The 21312-nt window shown below is 64.2% G+C and carries 21 protein-coding genes; 8 read left to right on the top strand and 13 right to left on the bottom strand.

The genetic code is table 11. The annotated features are described in order from the left end of the window. Positions 1–3 precede the first annotated feature (3 nt). Positions 4–642, top strand: coding sequence for a GNAT family N-acetyltransferase (locus tag DyAD56_RS12065; protein WP_102303016.1), 639 nt, complete (start codon positions 4–6; stop codon positions 640–642). Position 643: 1 nt separating this feature from the next. On the opposite strand, the gene DyAD56_RS12060 is transcribed toward DyAD56_RS12065, so the two are convergent. The 3 genes from DyAD56_RS12060 to rpsU form a co-directional block, all read right to left on the bottom strand. Further along, on the bottom strand, positions 644–814 hold the full coding sequence (locus DyAD56_RS12060) for a DUF1328 family protein (RefSeq protein WP_102303015.1): 171 nt from the start codon (positions 812–814) through the stop codon (positions 644–646). Positions 815–1031: 217 nt separating this feature from the next. Further along, positions 1032–1478 carry a GatB/YqeY domain-containing protein gene (locus DyAD56_RS12055; protein ID WP_102303014.1) on the bottom strand — a complete coding sequence of 149 codons (447 nt, stop codon included), beginning with the start codon at positions 1476–1478 and terminating at the stop codon, positions 1032–1034. 173 nt (positions 1479–1651) lie between these two features. Further along, positions 1652–1867 carry a 30S ribosomal protein S21 gene (rpsU, locus tag DyAD56_RS12050; protein ID WP_014404075.1) on the bottom strand — a complete coding sequence of 72 codons (216 nt, stop codon included), beginning with the start codon at positions 1865–1867 and terminating at the stop codon, positions 1652–1654. A 123-nt stretch (positions 1868–1990) separates the two neighbouring features. Here rpsU and tsaD point away from each other — a divergent pair, with 123 nt between their 5' ends. The 4 genes from tsaD to DyAD56_RS12030 all read left to right on the top strand — a co-directional run bounded on the left by tsaD (position 1991) and on the right by DyAD56_RS12030 (position 4839). After that, positions 1991–3016, top strand: a complete 1026-nt coding sequence (tsaD, locus tag DyAD56_RS12045) for a tRNA (adenosine(37)-N6)-threonylcarbamoyltransferase complex transferase subunit TsaD (protein ID WP_102303127.1) — start codon at positions 1991–1993, stop codon at positions 3014–3016. 38 nt (positions 3017–3054) lie between these two features. After that, positions 3055–3414 carry a dihydroneopterin aldolase gene (folB, locus tag DyAD56_RS12040; RefSeq protein WP_102303013.1) on the top strand — a complete coding sequence of 120 codons (360 nt, stop codon included), beginning with the start codon at positions 3055–3057 and terminating at the stop codon, positions 3412–3414. A 12-nt stretch (positions 3415–3426) separates the two neighbouring features. Further along, positions 3427–3909 carry a 2-amino-4-hydroxy-6-hydroxymethyldihydropteridine diphosphokinase gene (gene folK / locus DyAD56_RS12035; protein ID WP_102303012.1) on the top strand — a complete coding sequence of 161 codons (483 nt, stop codon included), beginning with the start codon at positions 3427–3429 and terminating at the stop codon, positions 3907–3909. A gap of 75 nt (positions 3910–3984) precedes the next feature. Further along, complete coding sequence (locus DyAD56_RS12030) at positions 3985–4839, top strand: DUF6159 family protein (protein WP_102303011.1); 855 nt, start codon at positions 3985–3987, stop codon at positions 4837–4839. A 55-nt stretch (positions 4840–4894) separates the two neighbouring features. Here the strand turns inward: DyAD56_RS12030 and DyAD56_RS12025 are convergent, their stop codons facing one another. Together DyAD56_RS12025 and DyAD56_RS12020 are read right to left on the bottom strand one after the other, a co-directional pair. Then, positions 4895–5641, bottom strand: coding sequence for a pteridine reductase (locus DyAD56_RS12025; protein ID WP_102303010.1), 747 nt, complete (start codon positions 5639–5641; stop codon positions 4895–4897). Between the two features lie 60 nt (positions 5642–5701). Continuing rightward, entirely contained in the window at positions 5702–6346 is a 645-nt protein-coding gene (locus tag DyAD56_RS12020) for a hypothetical protein (protein WP_102303009.1), read from the bottom strand. A 207-nt stretch (positions 6347–6553) separates the two neighbouring features. On the opposite strand from DyAD56_RS12020, the gene DyAD56_RS12015 reads away from it, so the two are divergent. Together DyAD56_RS12015 and DyAD56_RS12010 are read left to right on the top strand one after the other, a co-directional pair. Continuing rightward, a complete protein-coding gene (locus DyAD56_RS12015) occupies positions 6554–8761 on the top strand; it encodes a TonB-dependent receptor (RefSeq protein WP_102303008.1) in 2208 nt (735 codons plus the stop codon). Between the two features lie 167 nt (positions 8762–8928). Then, positions 8929–10122, top strand: coding sequence for an SAM-dependent methyltransferase (locus DyAD56_RS12010; RefSeq protein ID WP_102303007.1), 1194 nt, complete (start codon positions 8929–8931; stop codon positions 10120–10122). Positions 10123–10298: 176 nt separating this feature from the next. Here DyAD56_RS12010 and DyAD56_RS12005 read toward each other — a convergent pair whose 3' ends face one another. The 4 genes from DyAD56_RS12005 to DyAD56_RS11990 all read right to left on the bottom strand — a co-directional run bounded on the left by DyAD56_RS12005 (position 10299) and on the right by DyAD56_RS11990 (position 16814). Beyond that, positions 10299–12296: a sulfatase-like hydrolase/transferase gene (locus DyAD56_RS12005; protein ID WP_102303006.1), complete on the bottom strand. Its 1998-nt coding sequence runs from the start codon at positions 12294–12296 to the stop codon at positions 10299–10301. A 145-nt stretch (positions 12297–12441) separates the two neighbouring features. Further along, positions 12442–13683: a multifunctional CCA addition/repair protein gene (locus tag DyAD56_RS12000; protein ID WP_102303005.1), complete on the bottom strand. Its 1242-nt coding sequence runs from the start codon at positions 13681–13683 to the stop codon at positions 12442–12444. Positions 13684–13776: 93 nt separating this feature from the next. Beyond that, positions 13777–14715, bottom strand: coding sequence for a complex I NDUFA9 subunit family protein (locus DyAD56_RS11995; RefSeq protein ID WP_102303126.1), 939 nt, complete (start codon positions 14713–14715; stop codon positions 13777–13779). A gap of 20 nt (positions 14716–14735) precedes the next feature. Then, positions 14736–16814: a transglycosylase SLT domain-containing protein gene (locus DyAD56_RS11990; RefSeq protein ID WP_102303004.1), complete on the bottom strand. Its 2079-nt coding sequence runs from the start codon at positions 16812–16814 to the stop codon at positions 14736–14738. 208 nt (positions 16815–17022) lie between these two features. Here DyAD56_RS11990 and DyAD56_RS11985 point away from each other — a divergent pair, with 208 nt between their 5' ends. After that, entirely contained in the window at positions 17023–18642 is a 1620-nt protein-coding gene (locus DyAD56_RS11985; RefSeq protein ID WP_102303003.1) for a glycoside hydrolase family 17, read from the top strand. Here the strand turns inward: DyAD56_RS11985 and DyAD56_RS11980 are convergent. The 4 genes from DyAD56_RS11980 to DyAD56_RS11965 all read right to left on the bottom strand — a co-directional run. Then, a complete protein-coding gene (locus DyAD56_RS11980) occupies positions 18541–18990 on the bottom strand; it encodes a hypothetical protein (RefSeq protein WP_102303002.1) in 450 nt (149 codons plus the stop codon). The two genes, DyAD56_RS11985 and DyAD56_RS11980, sit on opposite strands and share 102 nt — an antisense overlap. Then, positions 18987–19796 carry an endonuclease/exonuclease/phosphatase family protein gene (locus tag DyAD56_RS11975; protein WP_102303001.1) on the bottom strand — a complete coding sequence of 270 codons (810 nt, stop codon included), beginning with the start codon at positions 19794–19796 and terminating at the stop codon, positions 18987–18989. Before DyAD56_RS11975 ends, DyAD56_RS11980 begins: the two co-directional genes overlap by 4 nt. Positions 19797–19911: 115 nt before the next feature. Then, positions 19912–20568 (bottom strand): thiol:disulfide interchange protein DsbA/DsbL, encoded by a 657-nt coding sequence (locus tag DyAD56_RS11970; protein ID WP_102303000.1) that lies wholly within the window; start codon positions 20566–20568, stop codon positions 19912–19914. A 50-nt stretch (positions 20569–20618) separates the two neighbouring features. Next, positions 20619–21312, bottom strand: a 694-nt coding sequence (locus DyAD56_RS11965; RefSeq protein WP_102302999.1) for a thiol:disulfide interchange protein DsbA/DsbL, incomplete at its 5' end; no start/stop codon positions are given.

Here is a 21312-nt window from a genome sequence, read left to right as displayed (position 1 = left end):
GGGATGGCCCGTTCGGGCCTGCAGGTGCGTTTTCGTCCTGCCGCGCCGGAGGACGTCGAAGTGGCGGTGCCGCTGATCTATAGCTCTGGCCCGACAGCGTTTGATTACGTGTTTGCCACCCGCGATGGCGATGATGCACAGGCCTTTCTGCGGCACTGCTTCGTCGATGGTGCAGGTGAGTTCGGTTGGCGCAACCACTGTGTGGGCATGGTGGACGGCCGGGTGGTGGCGGTGGGGGCCGGATATGGCGCCGACACCAAATGGTCCTTCACTCTTGCGGCAGCCCGCCAGATCCTGGGGCACTACGGGACGCGTCGCGCACTGGGCGCTATAGGGCGTGGGTTGCGGGTGGAGTCAGTGATACGGCCGCCCGACGGCGACATGCATTACCTAGCGCATCTTGCGGTGGTGCCGGAGTTGCGCGGCCGTGGCATCGGCCGCGCCTTGATCGATCAATTGGTCGGTATGGCGCGCGATGCGGGTCGGAGTCGCATCACCCTGGATGTCGCCGTCAGCAATCCCCGCGCCGAGGCCATGTATCGGCGGACCCGCTTCAAAGTCATTGGCGAGCGCAAATCGCGGCTCGCCAACGAGCAGGGGCGTGTGCCCGACCATCGGCGCATGGAACGCATCATCGACTGAGCTACGCCAGGTGGATCAGGCCGATCACGGCCAGCAGGGCGAGCAGGAACAGGATGATGAAGATCGCGAACAGGATCTTGGCGATCCCTCCGGTTACGCCGGATAGCGTGCCGAAACCCAGCCAGCCGGTCACGAGGGAAACGATGGCGAGGATGATGGCCCATTTCAGCATGTGGCACTCCCGTGGGGAAACGATGCCGCCGGCTGGACCGGTGACCATGCCGTTCTAGGTTTCACCACGTGAAGGCCATGCAGCAGACATGTGGATGGCGGCCTGGTTCGTTCATGCATGCGTAGACCGCGTGAACAAAAGCGACAGGCTTCGACCGTGCCGAGTCACGGGGCCGAGCAGGGCCTGCGCCGCAAGCGACGCAGGCAGGGCTTTCCGTTTAGCCGGCCAAGCGTGCCTTGATGCGGCCCGACACCACGCCCATGTCGGCGCGGCCAGCAGCCTTTTCCTTCACGGCGGCCACTACCTTACCCATGTCGCGGGCGGAGCTGGCGCCGGTCTCGGTGATGGCGGCGGTGATCAGGGCGTCGATTTCCTCGTCGCCGAGCTTGGCCGGCAGGTAGGTGTCGATCACCTTCATCTCAGCGTGCTCTATGTCAGCTAGGTCCTGGCGATTGGCCGCCTCGAACTGGCTGATGGAGTCCTTGCGCTGCTTGACCATCTTCTCCAGCACGGCCAGCGTCTGCACGTCGTCGAGCTCGATGCGCTCGTCTACTTCGCGCTGCTTGATCGCGGCCAGGATCAGGCGGATCACGCCGAGGCGATCCTTCTCGCCGCTGCGCATGGCGGCCTTCATGTCGTCAGTGAGCTGCTGCTTAAGGGTCATGATCTTTTCCTTGGGAAACACAAAAGCCGGCGTTGCTGAGGCAACGCCGGCTAGTGTAGGTCTACTGACTTAGCGGCAGCGGATGGACGCGCCAGCTGCCAGGCTACCTGTCATGGCGCCTAATGGAACAAGGCGCCAGAAGCCACAAACCGTCCGCAGGGCGGACGAAGGGCTCAGTACAGGCGCGTACGACGCGACGTGTCGCGCGAGAGACGACGCAGGTGACGCTTCACGGCTGCAGCGCGCTTGCGCTTACGCTCCTGGGTCGGCTTCTCATAGAACTCGCGCTTGCGGGTCTCGGCCAGGACGCCGGCCTTTTCGCAGGTGCGCTTGAAGCGACGGAGGGCAAGCTCGAACGGCTCGTTCTCGCGGACTTTTACGCTGGGCATGGAAACTCCAAGTGGTAGACTGGCTCGCCTGAACGGGCCGTTTGAATACGGTGAGCCGCGAAGTATAACGTGGAAACGACAGCAATTTCAAAGCCCCAGTACAACCCAGTGGTGAACAAGCCAGTGCTGGGCATCGAGACCTCCTGCGACGAGACCGGCGTAGCCCTGCTGCGCTGGGAACCGGCCGCGCCCGGTACCGGTCTCCTTTCACATACCCTTTACAGCCAGATCAAGCTGCACGCTGAGTACGGCGGGGTGGTGCCGGAGCTGGCCAGCCGCGATCACGTGCGCAAGCTGCTGCCGCTGGTGCGCGAGGCGCTGGCGCAGGCGGGGCTTACCCCGGCTGACCTCGGCGGCGTTGCCTACACCGCCGGTCCTGGCTTGGTCGGCGCCCTGCTGGTGGGGGCCTCTGCTGCCCGGGCCATGGCCTGGGCGCTGGGCGTGCCGGCCATCGGCGTGCACCACATGGAAGGCCACCTGCTGGCTCCACTGCTGGAGGAAGACCCGCCGGAGCCGCCATTTGTGGCGCTGCTGGTCTCGGGCGGCCACTCCATGCTGGTGGAAGTGAAGGGCATCGGCGAATACAAAATCCTGGGCGACACGCTGGACGATGCCGCCGGCGAGGCCTTCGACAAGACGGCCAAGATGATGGGCCTGCCGTATCCAGGCGGTCCCGCCCTTGCCAAGCTGGCGGAGCAAGGCAGACCGGGCGTGTTCCGTTTCTCGCGCCCCATGACCGACCGCCCCGGCCTCGATTTCAGTTTCTCGGGCCTGAAGACCCAGGTGCTGCTGGCCTGGCAGCAGTCGGATCAGAGTGAGCAGACCCGTGCCGACATCGCTCGCGCATTTGAGGAAGCCATTGTCGACACGATGATCATCAAGTGCCGGCGCGCGCTGCAGGCGGCCGGCGCGAAGCGCCTGGTGATTGCCGGCGGCGTGGGCGCCAACAAGCGGTTGCGTGCCGAGTTGGCTGCGGCGGGCGCGAAGGATGGCTTCAAGGCGTACTTCCCGCGCTTGGCCTTCTGCACGGACAACGGCGCGATGATCGCCCTGGCCGGCGCGATCCGCCTGGCACATGGCCAGTATCAGGACGAATCGGTGCAGGTGTTCCCACGCTGGGACCTGGAAACGTTGCCGCCGGCGGTGTGAGCTCGCTTTTCCTGCAGACAGATCGGTAACCTATCCGGATGGATATCGTTTTCATCGAAGACCTGCGCATCGATACCGTCATCGGCATCTACGACTGGGAGCGCCGCGTGCGCCAGACGTTGTCGTTCGACATCGAGATGGCGTTCGACAACACCGTTCCCGCCGCGAGCGACGACATCACGCTCACGCTCAATTACAAGGACGTGTCCAAACGTCTGATCGACTATGTCAGCGACTCCAGCTTCGGGCTGGTAGAAACGCTGGCGGAGCGTTGTGCCGCGATCATCCGCGAGGAATTCGGGGTGTCGTGGGTGCGGCTGAAGCTGTCCAAGCCCGGCGCCGTGCGTGGCGCAAAATCGGTGGGTGTGCGCATTGAGCGCGGCACGCGCCCGCAGTGAAGCGTTGAGCCGATGGCACGCGTTTACCTGAGTCTGGGTTCTAACCTCGAACCCGTGCACCACCTCAACGCCGCGCTGGATGAATTGCGAGCGCATTTCGGCGCGATGTCCGTGTCGCCGGCCTACCGCAGCAAGTCAGTAGGCTTCGACGGGGCGGATTTCGTCAACCTCGCGGTCGGGTTGGATACCGACCTTTCTCCCGAAGCGCTCAACGATTGGCTGCACGCACTGGAAGATCGCCACGGCCGCCGCCGCGACGTGCCGCGTTATTCCGACCGCACGCTGGACGTGGACATCGTGCTCTATGACGACCTGGTACGGCGGGGCAAAGGGCACCTGGACATTCCGCGCAAGGAGCTGAAGCACGCCTTTGTGCTCAAGCCCATCGCAGACATCGCGCCCCAGCTTAGGCACCCGGTGAGCGGGCAGACGATGCAGGCCTTGTGGCAGGCATTTCCCGCAGAGAGCGAGCCGCTGGAGCCAGAACCGCTCTGACCGCGGCTGCACTGTCGCGGGAGCGCCGCAGCTGCTAGAAATCGCGCATCCATCACGGGACGGGGAGAAAGGGGTATGGCAGGTCGTTTCGCACGCAGTTGGAGCCTGATGAAGGCCAGCGCCGACGTATTGCGCTCGGACAAATCTCTTTTGATGTTTCCGTTGGCCTCCAGCATCTGCTGTCTGCTGGTCGCCGCGAGTTTCCTGATCCCGGTGATCGCCGCCATGGTGGCTGCCGGTGACGTGGCGGAGCAGGGGCATCGCATGACCGCGGGCGGTTATGTGTTGATGTTCCTGTTCTACCTAGCGCAGTACCTTGTGATCATCTTCTTCAATACCGCACTTGCCGCTGCTGCGCTTGCACGCCTGCGCGGGGAAGAAACCAGCTTTGGCGAAGGTATGGCGGTTGCCCGTTCGCGCATCGTCAGCATCGTCGGCTATGCATTGATCGCCGCTACGGTGGGCCTGGTGCTGCGCGCACTGCAGGAGCGCTTGGGCTTGATCGGGCGCCTCGTGGTCGGTTTCCTTGGCCTCGCGTGGACCGTGGCGACCTTCCTCGTCGTGCCGGTACTGGCCAGCCAGGACGTGGGGCCGACGGAAGCGATCTCGCGCAGCGTCGAACTGCTCAAGCGCACCTGGGGCGAGAACATCATCGGCAATGCCGGCATCGGCGTGGTGTTCGGCCTGCTGATGTTCCTCGCGGTCGTGGTCGCGGCCCTGCTGGTCGGTGGCGCGTTCGCTACGCAATCGATGGCTGCGATCATTGTTGCCATCGTGATTGTGGTGGTGGGACTCACCATGCTCGGCCTGATTCAGGCGTCGCTGCAGGGCATTTATGCCGCTGCGTTGTATCGCTATGCCGAGGACGGCGAAGTGGGTTACGGCTTCGATCAGGCCATGCTGGAACAGGCGTTCAAGCCGAAGAAATAAATAGGTGCGCCATCGGGAACGTCGTGTGGCCGCGCATCGTCGCGGCCACATGCGTTTATACGGACAGCGTTCGGCCGCCATCCACGCGAATGATCTGCCCGGTGACGAATGGAGCATCGCGCAACAGCCACAGCACCGCACCGGCGACGTCTTCCGGCGAGCCTGCGCGACGTAACGGAGTGCGCGCGAGCATGGCCTGCTGATCGTCATAAGGTTTGCCGTCGCTGGGCCACATGACGGCGCCGGGCGCTACGCCGTTGACACGCACGTCGGGGCCCAGGTCCAGCGCGAGCGAGCGTGTCATCGCTTCGAGCGCGGCCTTCGCCATGCAGTAGACCGGGTGGTTGGCGAGCGGTCGTTCCGCATAGATGTCCACCATGTTGACGATGGCGCCACGTGCTTCACGAAGTGCTGGCGTCGCGGCCTGCGCGATGAAGAACGGTGCCTGCGCATTCGATGCGAATAATTCGTTCCATTGCGCTGGCGTGGCTGTGCCGACCGGTGTGGGATAAAACGCCGAGGCGTTGTTGACGAGTGCATCGAGGCGGCCAAAGCGATCGACTACGCGCTGCACCATTGCTGGCAACACGTCGAGATCGGCCAGTTCGGCCTGCACGGTGAAGGTGCTGTCGCTGCGCTGGCGCTCCAGTGAGGCGGAGAGCAGTTCGGCCTCCGCCGCGGAGTGGCGGTAATGCAAGGCAAGGTCATAGCCTGCGGCATGCAGGGTGCGCGCTATGACGGCGCCGACACGCTTACCCGCGCCGGTGATCAGGGCGACGGGGCGCTCGTGGCGTGGACTCATGCGGTGCTCCTGTATAGCGCGATCAGGCGGAGAGCTTGCCGCAAAGCGTTAGTGGCGTCATCACGCGGGCGTAGCCGTTTCTGCGTCGGGTTCGTCGGCCGGCGGTGTTTCGGTGGCGAATGGCTGGCCGAACATGGCGATGGCGGTACGCGCCACCTGCGCGGTGTCGTAATACGCGTAGCCGCCCACGCCCATGGCACCGACCAGCGGCAGCCAGCGCGAGATACCGCTACCGATGGCGCGCTGGGTGACCTTGATGCCCACGGTCTTGGCCACGCGTTCGATCACGGAGTAAGTGATGCGCCGGAACAACAGGCGATCGCCTACGCGTACCACCAGGTCGCGGAACGCCTGCGCGGCGGTATGGCGAAACAGGCACCACAGCATCTGCTCACGCCCCAGTTCCTGATGCTGGCCGTAGGCGGCGGCGATGTCGCTGACCATCTGGGCTTGGATCTTCCAGATGGCGATGACTTCGGGCAGCACCGTCAGCCAGCCGAGCGGCCCCGGGGGCAGGGCTAGCGAGCCGGCGGTCAGGCCTGCCCGCTGCTGGGCCCGTGCGGCAAGGCGACGGGCTTCCTTCTCGGGATCTGTGGCCCCGGGCACGTTGCTGCCGGGGATCTGGCTCACGAAGTCCAGGATGGCCTGGGTCACGCGGCTGTGGTCCTGGATCACGGCTGGAAGCTGGGAGGACGACTTGGGCATGGTGCGGCTCGGGTGGGGCGGCACAAGCCGCATAGCGCCCAGTCTAGGCCGCCCGGGTGAAATCCCGCTGAGCCCGGGCCCGCCGGGGCTGAACGAGGGAACTTGTCCGGGCAGGCATGACTTCTGGGGCAGGCGCGCCCCAGGGTAGAATGGCAATGTTATAACGTATCGAAAATAACAACTTCACCGCCCCTTTCCGGAAAACCGATGAAACGTACCTTGCTTGCCTTGAGTCTTGCCGTTGCGCTGGGCGCCGCCCCGGCCGTTTTTGCCCAGACGACTGCGACCCCGGACACCAGTACTGTCGCCCCCAGTTCCAATGGCGGCGGCAGCGATACGGACAGCACCAGCGTCAGCGCCACCCGCAACAAGCCGGCCAAGGTGAAGGAGCTGGGTGCAGTGGACGTGACCGCCGCGCTCGATCAGGCCCGCAATTCGCTGTCACCGGACACCGGCAGCAGCCAATACGTGATCGACAAGAAGGCCATCCAGGCAATGCCACTGGGTGATTCCACCCCGTTGAACCAGGTGATCCTGCAGGCGCCGGGTGTAGTGCAGGATTCCTACGGCGGCTTGCACGTGCGCGGTGACCACGCGAACCTGCAGTACCGCATCAATGGCGTAATCATTCCCGAGGCGATTTCCGGCTTCGGCCAATCGCTGGACGCGCGCACCATCCAGAGCGTGACGCTGCTCGACGGTGCGCTGCCGGCACAGTACGGCCTGCGTACGGCGGCAGTGGTAGACATCGATACCAAGAGCGGCCATGACCTGGGCAATGGCGGCAGCGTCGGCATCATGGGCGGCTCGTTTGGCACCATCAACCCGAATGCCTCGCTTTGGGGCAGCAGTGATCGCTGGAGCTGGTTCGTCACCGCCAACTATCTGGAGAACGACGTCGGCATCGAAAACCCGACCTCCAGCCGCAAGCCGATCCACGACCACACCAATCAGGTGAAGGGCTTTGGTGATGTGTCGTACCTGATCGACGACGATACGCGTCTGAGCTTCATGTTCGGTGCGACCAACAATCGCTTCCAGATTCCCAACAACCCGAACCAGACGCCGCAGTTCGGCTACCTGGACACGGTGGACTTCAACTCCGCCAACCTCAATGAGCGCCAGAAGGAAAAGCTGACCTTCGGTGTGTTGTCGCTGCAGGGCAAGCTGGGCAAGACGGATTACCAGGTGTCGCTCGGCGCGCGCTATACCCACGTGGGTTACACGCCGGACGATATCGGCGATCTGATGTTCAACGGCGTCGCTTCCACCATTAACCGCACCAACAAAGCTGGCACGCTGCAAGCGGATTTCTCCACTCCGCTGGGTGAAAGCCATACGCTGCGTTACGGCCTGTACGGCGAATTCGAGCGCGGTAACATCAGCAACAACTCGCTGGTGTTCCCGGCCAACCCGGACGGCTCGCAGGCCAGCACGACGCCCATCGGCATCTACGACGCCACCAGGTTGCTGGCCCGTACCTGGTCGGCCTATCTGCAGGACGAGTGGAGCATCAGCGACAAGTGGACCGTGAACTACGGCGTGCGCGGTGACCGCTACGAGCTGTTCCGCACTGAGAGCCAGTTGAGTCCGCGCGTGGGCGTGGTCTACCAAGCCACCGACAGCACTACCATCCATGCCGGCTACTCGCGCTACTTCACGCCGCCGGCGACGGAAGTGATCGACGACACCAACATCGCCCGTTTCAACGGCACCACCAACCAACTGCCGAGCGGCGGCAACAATCTGCCGCTGTCCGAGCGCTCTAACTATTACGACCTGGGCATCCAGCAGCAGGTCGGTTCCACGCTTACGCTCGGCCTGGATGCGTACTACCGCGAGGTTGACCGCCTGCAGGACGAGGGCCAGTTCGGCACGGCGCTGATCTACTCCAACTTCAACTACAACCAGGGCCGCATCCGCGGCGTGGAGTTCACTGCCAACTACGACAACGGCCCGGTCACCGCGTACTTCAATGCGTCGTACAATCGGGCCATGGGCAAGCAGGTGCTCACCGGCCAGTACAACTTCAGCCCGGAAGAGCTGGCGTACATCGCCGACAACTGGATCCACCTGGACCACGACCAGAAGCTGACCTCATCGGGCGGCATCAGCTATGCGTTCGACAAGACCACGCGCGTGGGCGCTGATTACCTCTTCGGCAGCGGCCTGCGCAAGGGCGCGCCGGGCGTACCGAACGGCGCCTCGCTGCCGTACTACTTCCAGCTCAACCTCAACGTGGGTCATGACTTCACCTTTGGCAGCTTCGGCACCGTGAAGACACAGCTGGCAGTGATCAACGTGCTCGACCGCACCTACGAGCTGCGCGACGGCACCGGCGTTGGCGTGGGTGCGCCGCAGTTCGGTCCGCGGCGTGGCGTGTACCTGAGCCTGCAGAAGGATTTTAGTTTCTAACGGTCGCCAATCAGCGTAGCGAACGGCCGCATTCTGCAGCCGTTTCGTCGCCTTGTGTGCACTTGCCGATCAGCTGGGCCGATGCCCCCGCCATAGCCTTCCTCCCCCTCACGAGGCTATGGCGGGGCATGGGTTAAACTTGTCGCGTTCTCCTGCAGGCAACGCGCATGTCTTCCCGACTTCCTGATCCAGGCGCCGACGAACGCGCCCACTCCGACCGATTGTTGACGCGCCTGCGCGAGGAAATCGCCGCGCATGGTCCCATGCCGTTCTCGCAGTACATGGAGCGTTGCCTGTACGCGCCTGGTCTGGGCTACTACAGCGCGGGCAAAACCAAGTTCGGTGAAGCGGGTGATTTCATCACGGCGCCGGAGTTGGGCGATTTGTTCGCGCGCTGCGTGGTCAATGCCACGTATCCGGTCATCCAGATGCTGGGTGACGACGCTGATTTCCTCGAGCTGGGCGGTGGCAGTGGTGCCTTTGCCGAAGCCGCGCTCAAGGCGTTCGCCGCCCAGGGTACGGTGCCGCGCCGCTACTACATCCTCGAACCCAGCGCTGACCTGCGCGAACGCCAGCGTGAGCGTCTGGCCACCGCTTTGCCATCCGAACTCTTTGCGCATGTGCTGTGGCTGGACCGTCCGCCGGAACAGGATTGGCAAGGCGTGCTGTTCGCCAACGAGGTGATCGATGCCTTGCCGACCACGCGCTTCGCCATGCGCGCGGGTGAGGTTTATGAGGAATACGTCGCGCTGGATGGAGAAGGCCGCCTGATGCGCGTGGATCGCCCCGCCGACGCGCTGGTGTCGGGTGCCGTGCGTCATGTCGAGCGCGATCTCGAAACGGAGTTTCCTGACGGGTATCGCTCGGAAGTCCTGCCGCAACTGCCTTACTGGATCCAGGCCGTCGCGGGTTCCCTCACTGCCGGCATGATGGTGTTGGTGGACTACGGCTACGTGCGCAGCGAGTACTACCTGCCCGAGCGCAACGACGGCACTTTGCGCGCGTTTTATCGCCATCGCTCGCACAACGATCCGCTGCACCTGCCTGGCCTCAACGACCTGACGGCATCGGTCGACTTCACTGCGCTGGCCGAAGCTGGCAACAGCGCCAGCTTTGGGGTGGCCGGCTATATGCCGCAGGCGCAGTTTCTGATTGGCAGCGGATTGCAGGACGTTTTTGGCGCTGCTTACGAAGCGGCACCCGACGAAGCGGCGCAGTACAGCCTCGCCCAGCAGGTGAAGAAGCTCACGCTACCCGACCAAATGGGCGAGCGCTTTCAGGTCATGCTGTTCGCGCGCGGCATGGACGTGTTGCCGCTGCCGGCGGAGCTGTTGGAAGCGGATCAGGGCGACCGGCTCTAAGCATTACCGCCACGGGTAAGCCCATGGCGGAAGGTTATGCATGAACGTTGAGGGCCGATCCATCAGGTTTCTGCGTAGCTCGCGATGACCGGCGAACATGGGCGGGGCATGGCACCCCTATAACCTGCAGGACGACTGTGATCCTGCAGGTGCAGACAGATACGTCGCTGCCGTGATCAGGGCTGGGCCGGTGTACTGCCACTGGTGGAGGACGACGCCGGCAACACCGGCTTGCTGTCATCCGGACGCTTGCCTAGCTGGCCGTGTTTAAACAGGTACGCAGCGATCTGATAGTAGGCCGTGGCGTCGTCGACCTGGCCCTGATCCACCGGAACGTTTGGTACTGCGTCGCCGTTGTCGAAGTTCGGCTTTACCTGCTCCAGCTTACGCTGCGGCTCGAGCACGGTGAGCACGTCGCCGTGCAGGTAGCCGAGTTTTTCGTAGGTGGCCGGGAAGGCGCGTTCGCGGCCGGGCTCGAGCTGGAAGAGGTCGGCGCCGAAGAAGCGGCTGCGATAGCTGAAGTTCAACAAACCCATCAGCGTCGGGATGATGTCGACCTGCCCCATTTGCCGCGTGACACGCTGCGGTGGGATGTTCTTGGGCGAATAGATCCACAGCGGGATGTGATAACGGTTGATCGGCACACTGGTACGGCCCGCGCTGGAGGCGCAGTGATCGGCGGTGATCACGAAGACCGTGTCGTCAAAGTACGGCTTGCCCTGGGCACGCTTGAGGAAGTCGGCGATCGACCAGTCGGTGTACGCCACGGCGGCTTCGCGCGTGCCGTTCTTCTCCGGTACGCGGTTGGCTGGCACGGTGAACGGACGGTGGTTCGACGTCGTCATGATGTGCAGGAAGAACGGCTTGCCCTGTGCATGGGCCTCGTCCATCTGCTTGAGCGCCAGCGTGTAGAGATCTTCGTCGGCGACGCCCCACACGTTTTCGTGGTGGATGGTTTCGCCCTTGGCGATATCGTTGCGATCCACCGCGCGATAGCCGTTGTGCGCGAAGAAGTAGTTCATGTTGTCGAAGTAGCCGTAGCCACCGTAGACGAAATCGGACTGATAACCGCGGTCATTGAAGACATTCGCGGCAGAGAACAGATTCTCGTTGTTGTGCGCCTTCACGATGGAGTCGCCCGGCGTTGGCGGCACCGAGAGCGACAGTGCCTCCAGGCCGCGCACCGTACGGGTGCCGTTGGCGTAGAGGTTGTCGAAGAACATGCTCTTGTCGATCAGTGCGTCGAGATTGGGCGTGATGTCGCGCTTGTCGCCGAACTCCTTGAGGTAGTCGGCCGACAGGCTTTCCACGCTGATCAACACCACGTTGAGGTGCTTCTCCGGGCCCGTATGGCGGATCTCGCGGGTCAAATCGTGCGGATCGTCGCTGACGTAGGTGGCTTCGGGTGTCTTCACCAGTTCGCGCACGCGCTTGAATGCCTCGTCGTCAGGCAACGTGCGGTAGAAGCGCGAGTAGTCGAGGTGGCTGCTGCGGAAGGCGGCGACGAACTCGTAGACGCCATTGCCGGCCAACTCGTTCACGTAGGCGTTGTCGGAGTGGTCCTTGAAGGTACCCTTGATGCCCACGGCCGTAACGACCGTGATCAGCAGCCACACCAGCACTACCTTACCGCGCTGGAGGAAGGTGCTGCCGCCGTTGCGTGCCTTGAGGCCGCTACGGCTGAGCCACACGACCACCAGCGTGGCCAGCGCCAGCAGGCTGATCCAGGTGCCCAGCGGATAGGACTCGCGGATGTTGCCGATCACTTCGGTGGTGTAGACGAGATAGTCCACCGCAATGAAGTTAAAGCGGGTGCCGAACTCACCCCAGAACACCAGCTCCGACGCGGCCACGAACAGCAGGCCGAACAGCAGCACCGCGGCGCCGATGTAAAGCAGCCATTGCCCCAGGCGCGAGACATAGATGCGTTCGGGCACCAGCCACAGGTACAGCACCAACGGCCAGGCGAGGTAGATGAAGGCGATCAGGTCGTAGCTCAGACCCACGCCGAACGCGTAGGCCCAGTACAGCGGGTTATGCGGTACCCCGCCCCCGACCATGAAGAGCAGCACGATGCGGGTGAGCGCACCAATCAGCACGTAGCTGATGGCCAGCCACCACAGCGGGCGAAACCGCTGACGCAGCGGCGAGATCGGTTGGGGCGCAGTCGGCACGGAGAACTCCGGAAAAGCGGAAAACAGAGGTCAGGCCAAGAAACGGCCGGGCGGCATGATTGGGTGACCGCGGTTATATTTGGAGCCGGTTTAGCGGCGCCAAGTCAGCGAACAGTTAACTTTCTACCCTATTCCGGGTTGTCTTTCATCTGGCTTTGTCTGCGGGAGACTTCTGCACCGCAGCAATGGCGGTGGCGCGAGCGCCTGCCATGGCCTCGCCGATGGCCGGCCCCTGAAGGCCTTCGGCCACGAAAGGCTCGGAGCGCACGGCGGCCGCGGCATCGCGAGCGCGCTGCAGATAGTCCGCCTGCGGGTAGGCGTCCTCTTCGTGGCCCAGGCGGCCCCGCTTGTCGGCCTCGCAGGCGGCGAGGAACAGCGAGAGCCTCTCGGGACGCCGCAATGCGTCCAGCGACGTGAGCAGACGCAGCACGGTCGACGGCTTCAGCTCGAAGGCGCGATGCGTGTTGAGGTGTTCCCGGCATACCAGCTCGGCCAGCGCGGCGTGTTCCGTGGGCACCTTCAGGCGTTCCGCCAGTTGCCGCAATGGTGCGACGCCAGCGTGTTCGTGACCCAGATGACGCGGCAGCACGTCGGCGGGTGTCAGTGCCTTGCCGAGGTCATGGGTGAGCGCGCAGAAACCCACCACGTCGTTGCCGGGCGCAATGCGGGCTGCCATGTCGAGCACCATCTCCACGTGTACACCCGTGTCGACCTCTGGATGAAATTCCGCGCGTTGTGGCACGCCGTAGAGCGCATCCACTTCGGGGAACAGTACGGCCAATGCGCCAGACTCTCGCAGCACGCGCAGGAATGCGGACGGCTGCGCTTCGGTCAATGCCTTGCGCGTTTCCTGCCACACGCGCTCCGGGACGAGATGATCGACCTCTCCATCCCGCACCATCTGCTGCATTAGCTGCATGGTCTCCGGGGCCACAGTGAAGCCCAGTGGCGCGAACCGCGCGGCGAAACGAGCCACGCGCAACAAGCGCACCGGGTCCTCGGCGAAGGCAGGCGACACGTGGCGCAGCAGGCGTTGTTCCAGGTCGCGCGCGCCGTGGAACGGATCGACCAGATGGCCGTCCTCACCTTGCGCCATGGCATTGATGGTGAGGTCGCGCCGTGCCAGATCTTCTTCTAGCGTTACCGACGGATCGGTGTGGAAGGCGAAGCCGTGATAACCCCGGCCCGTCTTGCGTTCCGTGCGCGCGAGTGCGTACTCCTCGCTGGTGCGGGGATGGAGGAATACCGGGAAATCCTTGCCCACTGGGCGGAAACCCTGTGCCAACATGTCGTCGGGCGTCGCACCGACCACAACATGGTCGTGATCGGTGACGGATCGGCCCAGCAGGTTGTCGCGGACGGCGCCGCCGACGAGATAGATGCGCATAGATGGATTCTGCCATGCGCGGCGCGATAAACCTGCCATTTACGCTTGCGAGCGTGCTTGCGCGCGACGCAGTGCGCTGCTGCGGAAAGTCACTTAACGTCCGGCGGAGCGCGCCACGGAAAGTCGCCGTTGCCGAGCTGGTTCCTTCAACAGCACAGGCAGCCACGGGGCCAGCGGCTGCGGCGTGATGCCCAGGGCCGCATAGCCGTCCACCTTGCCGATCGAATCGGTACGCAAGGAACGGAAATTATCGAGCGAGAACGGTTTGCCCGGCAGCCACTGGGCCACTTGCGCCTGCAGGCGGCCCAGGCCGTCCGGCAGCGAAATGATGGGCGTGTGCACGCCGATGGTGTCGCGGATCATGCGCACGATGTCACCCAGCGTCAGTACGTCCGGGCCGTACAGCTCGAAGCTCTGGTCCACGCCCACGTTGTCGTCGCCGATGCAGCGTGCCATCGCCTCGGCGACATCGCCCGCCCAGGTCGGCGCCATCCGCGAAGTGGCGCGGGCGAGTGGCAAGGCGGGCATCTGCCGCAACAGTGAGGCGAAACGGTCCACCAGGCCGCCACCCGCGCCGAACATCACGCTGGGCTGGTAGATGGTCCACTCCATGGACGAGCGCCGGACCAGTGCCTCCGCTTCGCCCTTGCTCTTGAGGTATTGCGACAGGCCCTGGCCCGCCTTGAGCGCGCTCATATGGTGCAGGTGCGTTACGTTGGCGGCCTGGCAAGCACCGAGGATGCGTTGCGTCAGCTCCACATGTGCGTGCTGAAAGGTCTGCTCACCGAAGGCGTTGAGGATGCCGACGAGGTTGATCACCGCGTCGGCGCCTTCGAACTGGCGACGCAGCGCGTTGGCGTCATAGACGTCCACACTGCGGGTGCGTACGCCGGGTAGCACACTCATCGCGCGTTGCCGCTCACGGTTGCGCGAGAGCAACAGGATGCTGTGACCGTCTTTCGCCAGTCGCGGCAACAGATGCGAACCGACGAAGCCGGTGCCGCCGAGTATGACTAGTTGTTTGGTTTTCACCGTCACGTGCTGTCTCCGGCTCATCGTGTGCCGCTGCTGCTGGCCGCGGCGGGCGGCAGCAAGCTGCTCGCAGGCGCGGCTGAGGCGGCTTCCGCCGGCGTGGGTGATGCTACCGCCGGGCACCCTGCCAGCTTACGCTCGCTATGGCTGTCCGGCAGCATGTAGGTCTGGCCGATAGGCGTCAGCCAACGCGTCAGGGTCACCGCATTGCCATGCTGGCGCCAGTCGTAGATCACCGCGAAGGACATCACACGCGCCACGTACTCACGCGTTTCCTTGTACGGAATGGTGGCGATGAACAAGTCTGGCGGCAGCGTGCCACGCGCTTCCAGCCACTGGTCGACCTTGCCGGGGCCGGCGTTGTAGGCGGCACTGGCCAACCATGGCGCGCCGTTGAAGCGATCTGCCATCTGCGCGAGGTAGCGCGTGCCCAGGATGATGTTGGTGATCGGGTCGTACAGCGAGTCGCCGCCGGTCCAGGTGACGCCGTTTCGCTTGGCGACCAGGGCTGCAGTCGAGGGCAGCAACTGCATGAGGCCGCGTGCGTCAGCGCCGGAGCGCGCGTCGGCCATCCACGCGCTTTCCGCGCGAAGAATGGCGTAGGCCCACGACGGATCGATGCCTGCTTCCTTCGCCTGCGGTACCAGGCCGTCCTGGCTGGCGAGCGGGAAACGCTGCTCGTAATAGCGCAAGGCGTCGCCGGTGTTGAAGGTGAACACGGCGCGGTCGTACCAGCCGCGGCGATTGGCAAGATCGACGGCGAGTTTCAGGGTGTCTGGATCGGCACCGTCGAGTGCCTGCGTCCATTCGCGGCGTGCCTGCTTGGGCAGACCGACAGCATAGAGTTCGAAGGCACGCACCAGCCCCTGGTTGGCGAGCAGGGTGCGTTCGCGTTGCGGGTTGCTCTTCAGATCCAGCTGGCAGATGCCATAAGGAGCGTTGACGCGGTCAGCAGCAAGGAAGCCGAAGAAAGTCGGCTCCGTTGCCAGACCGGCAAGCACCTGCTGCGCCTCGGCATCGCGTCCCATCTGCGTCAGCGCGCGCGCGCGGAACCAGCGCCATTCGCCATCCTGCTGTTGCGTGGCTGGCATGGCGTCGATGGCGGCGAGTACAGCGGTCCAGTCCTGCTGGGCCAGGGCAGCGCGCACACGCCATTCGCGGCTCGTATCGGTCTGCACCGAGGCCGGCAACGCGATCAGGCGTGACAGCGCACTCGCGTCGTAATCGGTGGCATGGAACAAAGCCAGCGCATACATCACGCGGTTACGCTGATCCGGCGTGAAGGCGAAATGGCTTTGCAGCTTCTGCCATGCAATGTCCGCCGTGACGGACTGGCGGCGTGCCAGGCGCTCCAGCGCCAGCATGGCGGCTTGCCGGTTGCGCGGTGAGTCGGGCCACTGGTTCGCTGCCACGGTGGCGGCGCCCGCGTCACTTAACGCCGACGCGATGCGGCGCGCGGATTCGGCATCGGCCGCAGGCAGCCATGCGGCGAGGCTATTGATGGTGCCCGGCTGCACGGCGTCGGCTGCACGGTCGATGCGGTCCCACAGACGCGGCGTGGTGAGCAGCCCCTGGTCATGCGCTGCGCTAAGCACCGGATCGCAGGCGCTTGGCAGTTTCGGCTTGGACCACAGCGCGGCAAGATCGCGATCGAAGTTGAGCTGCGTTCCCTTGCTCAACTGGGCCTGCAGGGCGTTGCAGCTGAGTGCGTCGCCGAGGCCGGGCTGGTACATCGCGAGAAAGCCGTCCCAGTCCTGCCGGCGTGCCAGCTCGGTGAGAAAGTCGCGGCGCAGGTCGCTCGTGGTGAGCTGGCCTGGATAACGCTTGATGTAGTCATCGACTTGCGGGCGCTGAATCTGGCGGATGTCATGCGTCAGCGAGGCCGCCTCAAGATACGGATACAGCGGGTAGTCCTGCAGGCTACCAGCGAGGCTGCGCCAGCCATCGCCGCCCTGCTGGGCGGCGGCGTAGGCCTGTTTGAAGGCAGCGCGCTGCGTCTCGGTCGGCTCGGCGGCTGCGGCCGCACCCGCCAGCCCCAGGCCAGCAACGATGATGAGCAGGCGTTGGGCGATTCGCCGCGGTGCTGCGTGCAGTGACATGACTACTCCTTCCTTGTGCCGATACCGGCGCAGTGTAGATCGCGGTTCCGCAGAAGGCGGCGCGCTGCGCTGGACGGGGCAGGATGGCTAATGCCCGCTGAGCGCGACGTGAAACAGGCTCTTGAGCCGAAGATGTGCATGGCGTGAGCGGGCCGCCTGTTAGAATCGACCTCCCGAGGCGCCGGGTCCGGCGCATACCAGGAAGTGCATGTCGCCCCCGTCCTCGCCGTCGTCCCGCGTTGCTCCGATCGCATGGCTGATCCTCATCCTGGCCATGCTGTGTGGCGCGGTCTGGTGGTGGCGGATCGGTCGCCCCGTGTCGTTGCCTGATGCACCGACGGCGCGCATCGCCTGCGTGTCCTATGCACCTTTCCGCAAGCCGGGCGAAACGCCGCTCGATCCGCATGCGTTCATCAGCCCCGAACGCATCGATGCGGACTTGAAGGCTCTTTCAGAGCGCTTTGATTGCGTGCGCACCTATTCGCAGGGCTTCGGCCTCAATGCCGTGCCGGCCATCGCGCAGAAGTACGGCATGAAGGTGCTGATGGGCATCTGGCTGGGTCGCGACAAGGCATTCAACGAGCGCGAAGTGACGAACGGCATCGCCACCGCCAAGGCGTACCCGGAAGTGATCCGCGGCGTGATCGTCGGTAATGAAGTGCTACTGCGTGGCGAGCAATCGCCGGAAGCGCTGACCGGCTACATCAAGCAAGTCCGCGATGCCTTGCATGACGAGCATGTCCCGGTGACGTATGCGGATGTGTGGGAGTTCTGGCTGCGTTATCCGCAGATCGCCGACTCGGTCGACTACATCACCATCCACATCCTTCCGTATTGGGAAGACGAACCCGTGCCGCCGCAAGATGCGCTTCAGCACGTCGCTGCCGTCTATGCACGCATGAAGGCGCGTTTCGCAGGCCGTGCCGTGATGATTGGCGAAACGGGTTGGCCCAGCCAAGGTCGCCCGCGTCGACAAGCGAGTGCGAGTTTGGTGAACGAGGCCCGTTACTTACGCGACTTCCTGCGCTATGCGGGTAGCGTGGACATGCCCTACAACGTGATCGAAGCCTTCGACCAACCCTGGAAGCGCGATCAGGAAGGTACGGTCGGTGGCTACTGGGGCATCTTCGACGTCAATGCAAAACCCAAGTTCGGCATGCAAGGGCCGGTGACCGAGGAGCCGAACTGGATCGTCGGTTGGTACGCGGGTGCCGCAGGTGCGGTGCTGTTCCTGCTGACCGGTTTCTGGCGTCGTGAACTGGGCAATACGCGTAGCCGTATCGCGCTGGCGATAGCAGGTTTCGCCACAGCCACGTCTATCGCCTGGCAGGGGCGTCGGATGATCTTCGATTGCCGCAATCAACTGGAGTGGGTGTTCTCCGGCCTGCTCTGCGCGCTGGCGCTGCTTTCGGCGATCTATCTCGCGCGCCGCATCGCTGCGCGACTGGCTGGTGCGTCGCTGCATCTGCCGGATCGACGCCTGCGCTTCCTGTGGATGTTCGGCCTGGCGTTCTACGATCTGCTGTTGGTCTTCGATGGCCGTTATCGCGACTTCCCGCTGGGCCTGTTCTGGCCATCGGCGGTCGGCTTCCTGATCGCCTCGCTGATGGAAACCCGCACGAATTGCGTGGTGCCCATGGTGGAGGAGCGCTTCATGAGCTGCGTGCTGCCGTTGCTCGCTGCTGTGGTGGTGGCGCAGGAGGTCGGACTCAATCCCTCGACCTGGCTATGGCTTGGCGTGAATCTCGCGACCGCCGGTGCGGTGATGATCGAGTGGCGTCGCGCCGTTCGACTGCAGGCGCACCAGGCGCAGGCAGCCTACCAATAGCGCAAACGCGCCCGGCGCGAAGCAGTACAGGATCACTGCTACCAGTCCCGTTGCCGCGGCAAGCCACGCGGCGAACGGCTTCTTCCACGACAAAGCCAGCACGGCGGCGGCCAACGCCGCCCAGCCGTAGATGCCCATCTGGTAGCTGTAGGTGGCGGACATGCGCAGCGGGGCAAGAATGAAGCCCATCACCGTTGCGTGCCGCGCGGTGCATTCGAGCGACTTCATCGTATCGCACAGGTGCGCGACGTCCGGCGATTCGACCAAGCCGTAGCGCAGCGCATAGGCGATCACGCCGATGATGATCAGCGACAGCCATGGCAAGGTCAGGCGTAGGGTTCGTTTCATCGGCGCGTTCGGTACATGCGGGGGGCGATATGGCCGGGCAGGCGGATTTCAGCCGCGATCGGCAAGTGATCGGAGAAAGCCTGCGGCAGCGCCCACACTTTGTCGAGATGGATCTTCTCGGATGTGAGAATGTGGTCCAACGCCCGCTTAGGTTTCCAACTGGGAAAGGTCGGCGTCGATTGGTCGGGTGGCACGAGGCTCGATGTGGCGAACAGATGCTTCATCTCCGCGCTGCGCACCTCGGTATTGAGGTCGCCCATCAGCACCGCATGCGGATAGTCCTGCAAGAGCTCCGCGATAAAGCCGAGCTGCTTGGCGCGGGCAGGTGCGCTCAGCGAGAGATGGGCAATCATCACCGCCAGTGCATCGGTACCTTCGCCAAAACGCGCCAGTAGCGCACCGCGCCCGGGAATGCGGCTAGGCAACGGATAGTCGAGCACGCTGGTGGGCTCAATGCGGCTGATCAGGCCGTTGGCGGAGTGGGCCAGACGGGCCATCGGGCGATTGGGCTGATGGCTCCAGAACGGCATGCCCGCCGCTTCGGCGAGATAGCGCGTCTGGTTGAGGAAGCCTGAGCGCAAACTACCGGCATCGGCTTCCTGCAGACCGATCACGTCAAACTGCGGCAGCACTTCAGCCAGCCGATCGAGGTTCTCCAGCTTGCTGCGACCCGGCAGCACCGCATTGATGCTGCGCGTGAGGTATTCGCTGTACCGCTGCACGCTGGCGCCGGCCAGGATATTGCAGCTCAGCAGGCGCAAACGTCGCTCTGGAGCGGGGGCGGTGGAGGTATCGGGGCGATTCATCAGGCGGGCAAGGTAGTCGCAAAAGGTTGACTGCCGCCATCGTGGCGGCGGTCAGACGCTGGAAACGTCAAGAATGCCCGTCCGGTTGTGAACGCGGGGAAAGCTCCTACGGGGCTTACTTGGCGTTGGCCAGCTCGCGCTTGGCCAGCCACTGGGTAACGGCCGACAGCTCATCCAGCGTCTTCACGTTGGCGGTGCGGTACTTGCCATCGACCACGATGGTCGGCGTGCCGTCCACCTGCCAGGCCTTCACCAGCTCCATATCCTTGCGGATCTGCTGGGTCACCTCGTCGGAGGCGGCGATGCGCATGAAGTCGTCGCGCTTCACGCCGTGGGCGGCGTAGAAGTCGGCCAGCTCATCCAGGGTGGAGATCGGGTAGTGCTCGTCGAACTTGGCCTTGAACAGCTCCAAATGCGTCTGTTCCGCCACGCCCAGCTTCCGCGCCGCGTAGTAGGCGCGGGCGTACGGCACCCATTCGTCACTGAAGGCGGCCGGAAGCAGCTTGAACGTCACGCCGGGCGGCAGTTGCTTGCGCATCTGGTCCGCGATGGGGGCGAAGTGGGCGCAGTGGACGCAGCCGTAGGAGAACACCTCGACCACTTCCACCTTGCCTTCGTTGCTAACGCGGTGGGCGGGGCCCGGCAGCGTCACGTACTCAGTGCCGTCGGTATACGGTGCGGCGTCATTGGTGCCGGTTGCCGTGCAGGCGCTGGCAAGCAGCAGGCCGGCAATAAGGCTCAGCGCGCGCAGGGGGGCAAAACGCTTGAACATGGGTCGTACTCTTTGAGTGTGGCTGAGGGGGAGACGTTATTCGGCGCGGCTTACTTGCCGGCCGCTTCCTTGGACACCAGCCACTTCACAAGTTCGATCGTCTGGTCGTAACCGCCGGCCGAGCCCGGTGTCAGGCGGTACTTGCCATCGACAATGATGGTCGGGGTGGAATCCACGCCGTAGGCCTTCATCAGGTCGTCCGAGCGCTTCACCTTGGTGTTGATGGCGAACGAGCTGGCTACCGCTACGAATTCCTTCGGATCGGCGCCGAACTTGGCATAGACCTTGGCGGCGTCGTCCAGCGTGGGCAGCGCGGAGGCTGGCTTGAGGCTGGTTTCGGTCTTCATGGCGCTCAGTTCTTTCGTCGTCCACACGGCGTCATACATGGCGTCGTTGGCCTTGTCGGCCACGCCCAGCGCCTGCGCGGTGAGGAACGCGCGCTGCAGCATCGGCCAGTTCTCCTGCGGCATGAACGACGCCGGCAGGTAGGCAATGGAGGCGTTGGCAGGCAGCTGCTTCACCAGTTCGTTCATGGTCGGGTGAAACGCGCTGCAGGCCGGGCAGCCGTACGAGAACACTTCGGCCACTTCGATCTTATTGGTGTCGCTGACCTTGGCCTGTGCCGGCTCGATGCGGAAGTAGTGCTTGCCCTCCACCCACTTGCCGTCATCCACAAACGGCGTGGCCGGGGCGGCGGGGCGGCCGGAGCCTGTGCCGTGGTGCTGGCAGCGGCCGGCGCGGCCG

Origin of the sequence: Dyella sp. AD56, assembly GCF_002878475.1 — a bacterium.
Lineage (GTDB): Bacteria > Pseudomonadota > Gammaproteobacteria > Xanthomonadales > Rhodanobacteraceae > Dyella.
Note: the sequence above shows the minus strand (reverse complement) of the source record. Positions and strands in the feature narration are given on the sequence as shown.

Coding starts and splice junctions, on each gene's coding strand:
- DyAD56_RS12065 (WP_102303016.1), top strand. CDS start 4: ATGGCCCGTTCGGGCCTGCAGGTGCGTTTTCGTCCTGCCGCGCCGGAG.
- DyAD56_RS12060 (WP_102303015.1), bottom strand. CDS start 814: ATGCTGAAATGGGCCATCATCCTCGCCATCGTTTCCCTCGTGACCGGC.
- DyAD56_RS12055 (WP_102303014.1), bottom strand. CDS start 1,478: ATGACCCTTAAGCAGCAGCTCACTGACGACATGAAGGCCGCCATGCGC.
- rpsU (WP_014404075.1), bottom strand. CDS start 1,867: ATGCCCAGCGTAAAAGTCCGCGAGAACGAGCCGTTCGAGCTTGCCCTC.
- folB (WP_102303013.1), top strand. CDS start 3,055: ATGGATATCGTTTTCATCGAAGACCTGCGCATCGATACCGTCATCGGC.
- folK (WP_102303012.1), top strand. CDS start 3,427: ATGGCACGCGTTTACCTGAGTCTGGGTTCTAACCTCGAACCCGTGCAC.
- DyAD56_RS12030 (WP_102303011.1), top strand. CDS start 3,985: ATGGCAGGTCGTTTCGCACGCAGTTGGAGCCTGATGAAGGCCAGCGCC.
- DyAD56_RS12025 (WP_102303010.1), bottom strand. CDS start 5,641: ATGAGTCCACGCCACGAGCGCCCCGTCGCCCTGATCACCGGCGCGGGT.
- DyAD56_RS12020 (WP_102303009.1), bottom strand. CDS start 6,346: ATGCCCAAGTCGTCCTCCCAGCTTCCAGCCGTGATCCAGGACCACAGC.
- DyAD56_RS12015 (WP_102303008.1), top strand. CDS start 6,554: ATGAAACGTACCTTGCTTGCCTTGAGTCTTGCCGTTGCGCTGGGCGCC.
- DyAD56_RS12010 (WP_102303007.1), top strand. CDS start 8,929: ATGTCTTCCCGACTTCCTGATCCAGGCGCCGACGAACGCGCCCACTCC.
- DyAD56_RS12000 (WP_102303005.1), bottom strand. CDS start 13,683: ATGCGCATCTATCTCGTCGGCGGCGCCGTCCGCGACAACCTGCTGGGC.
- DyAD56_RS11990 (WP_102303004.1), bottom strand. CDS start 16,814: ATGTCACTGCACGCAGCACCGCGGCGAATCGCCCAACGCCTGCTCATC.
- DyAD56_RS11985 (WP_102303003.1), top strand. CDS start 17,023: ATGTCGCCCCCGTCCTCGCCGTCGTCCCGCGTTGCTCCGATCGCATGG.
- DyAD56_RS11980 (WP_102303002.1), bottom strand. CDS start 18,990: ATGAAACGAACCCTACGCCTGACCTTGCCATGGCTGTCGCTGATCATC.
- DyAD56_RS11975 (WP_102303001.1), bottom strand. CDS start 19,796: ATGAATCGCCCCGATACCTCCACCGCCCCCGCTCCAGAGCGACGTTTG.
- DyAD56_RS11970 (WP_102303000.1), bottom strand. CDS start 20,568: ATGTTCAAGCGTTTTGCCCCCCTGCGCGCGCTGAGCCTTATTGCCGGC.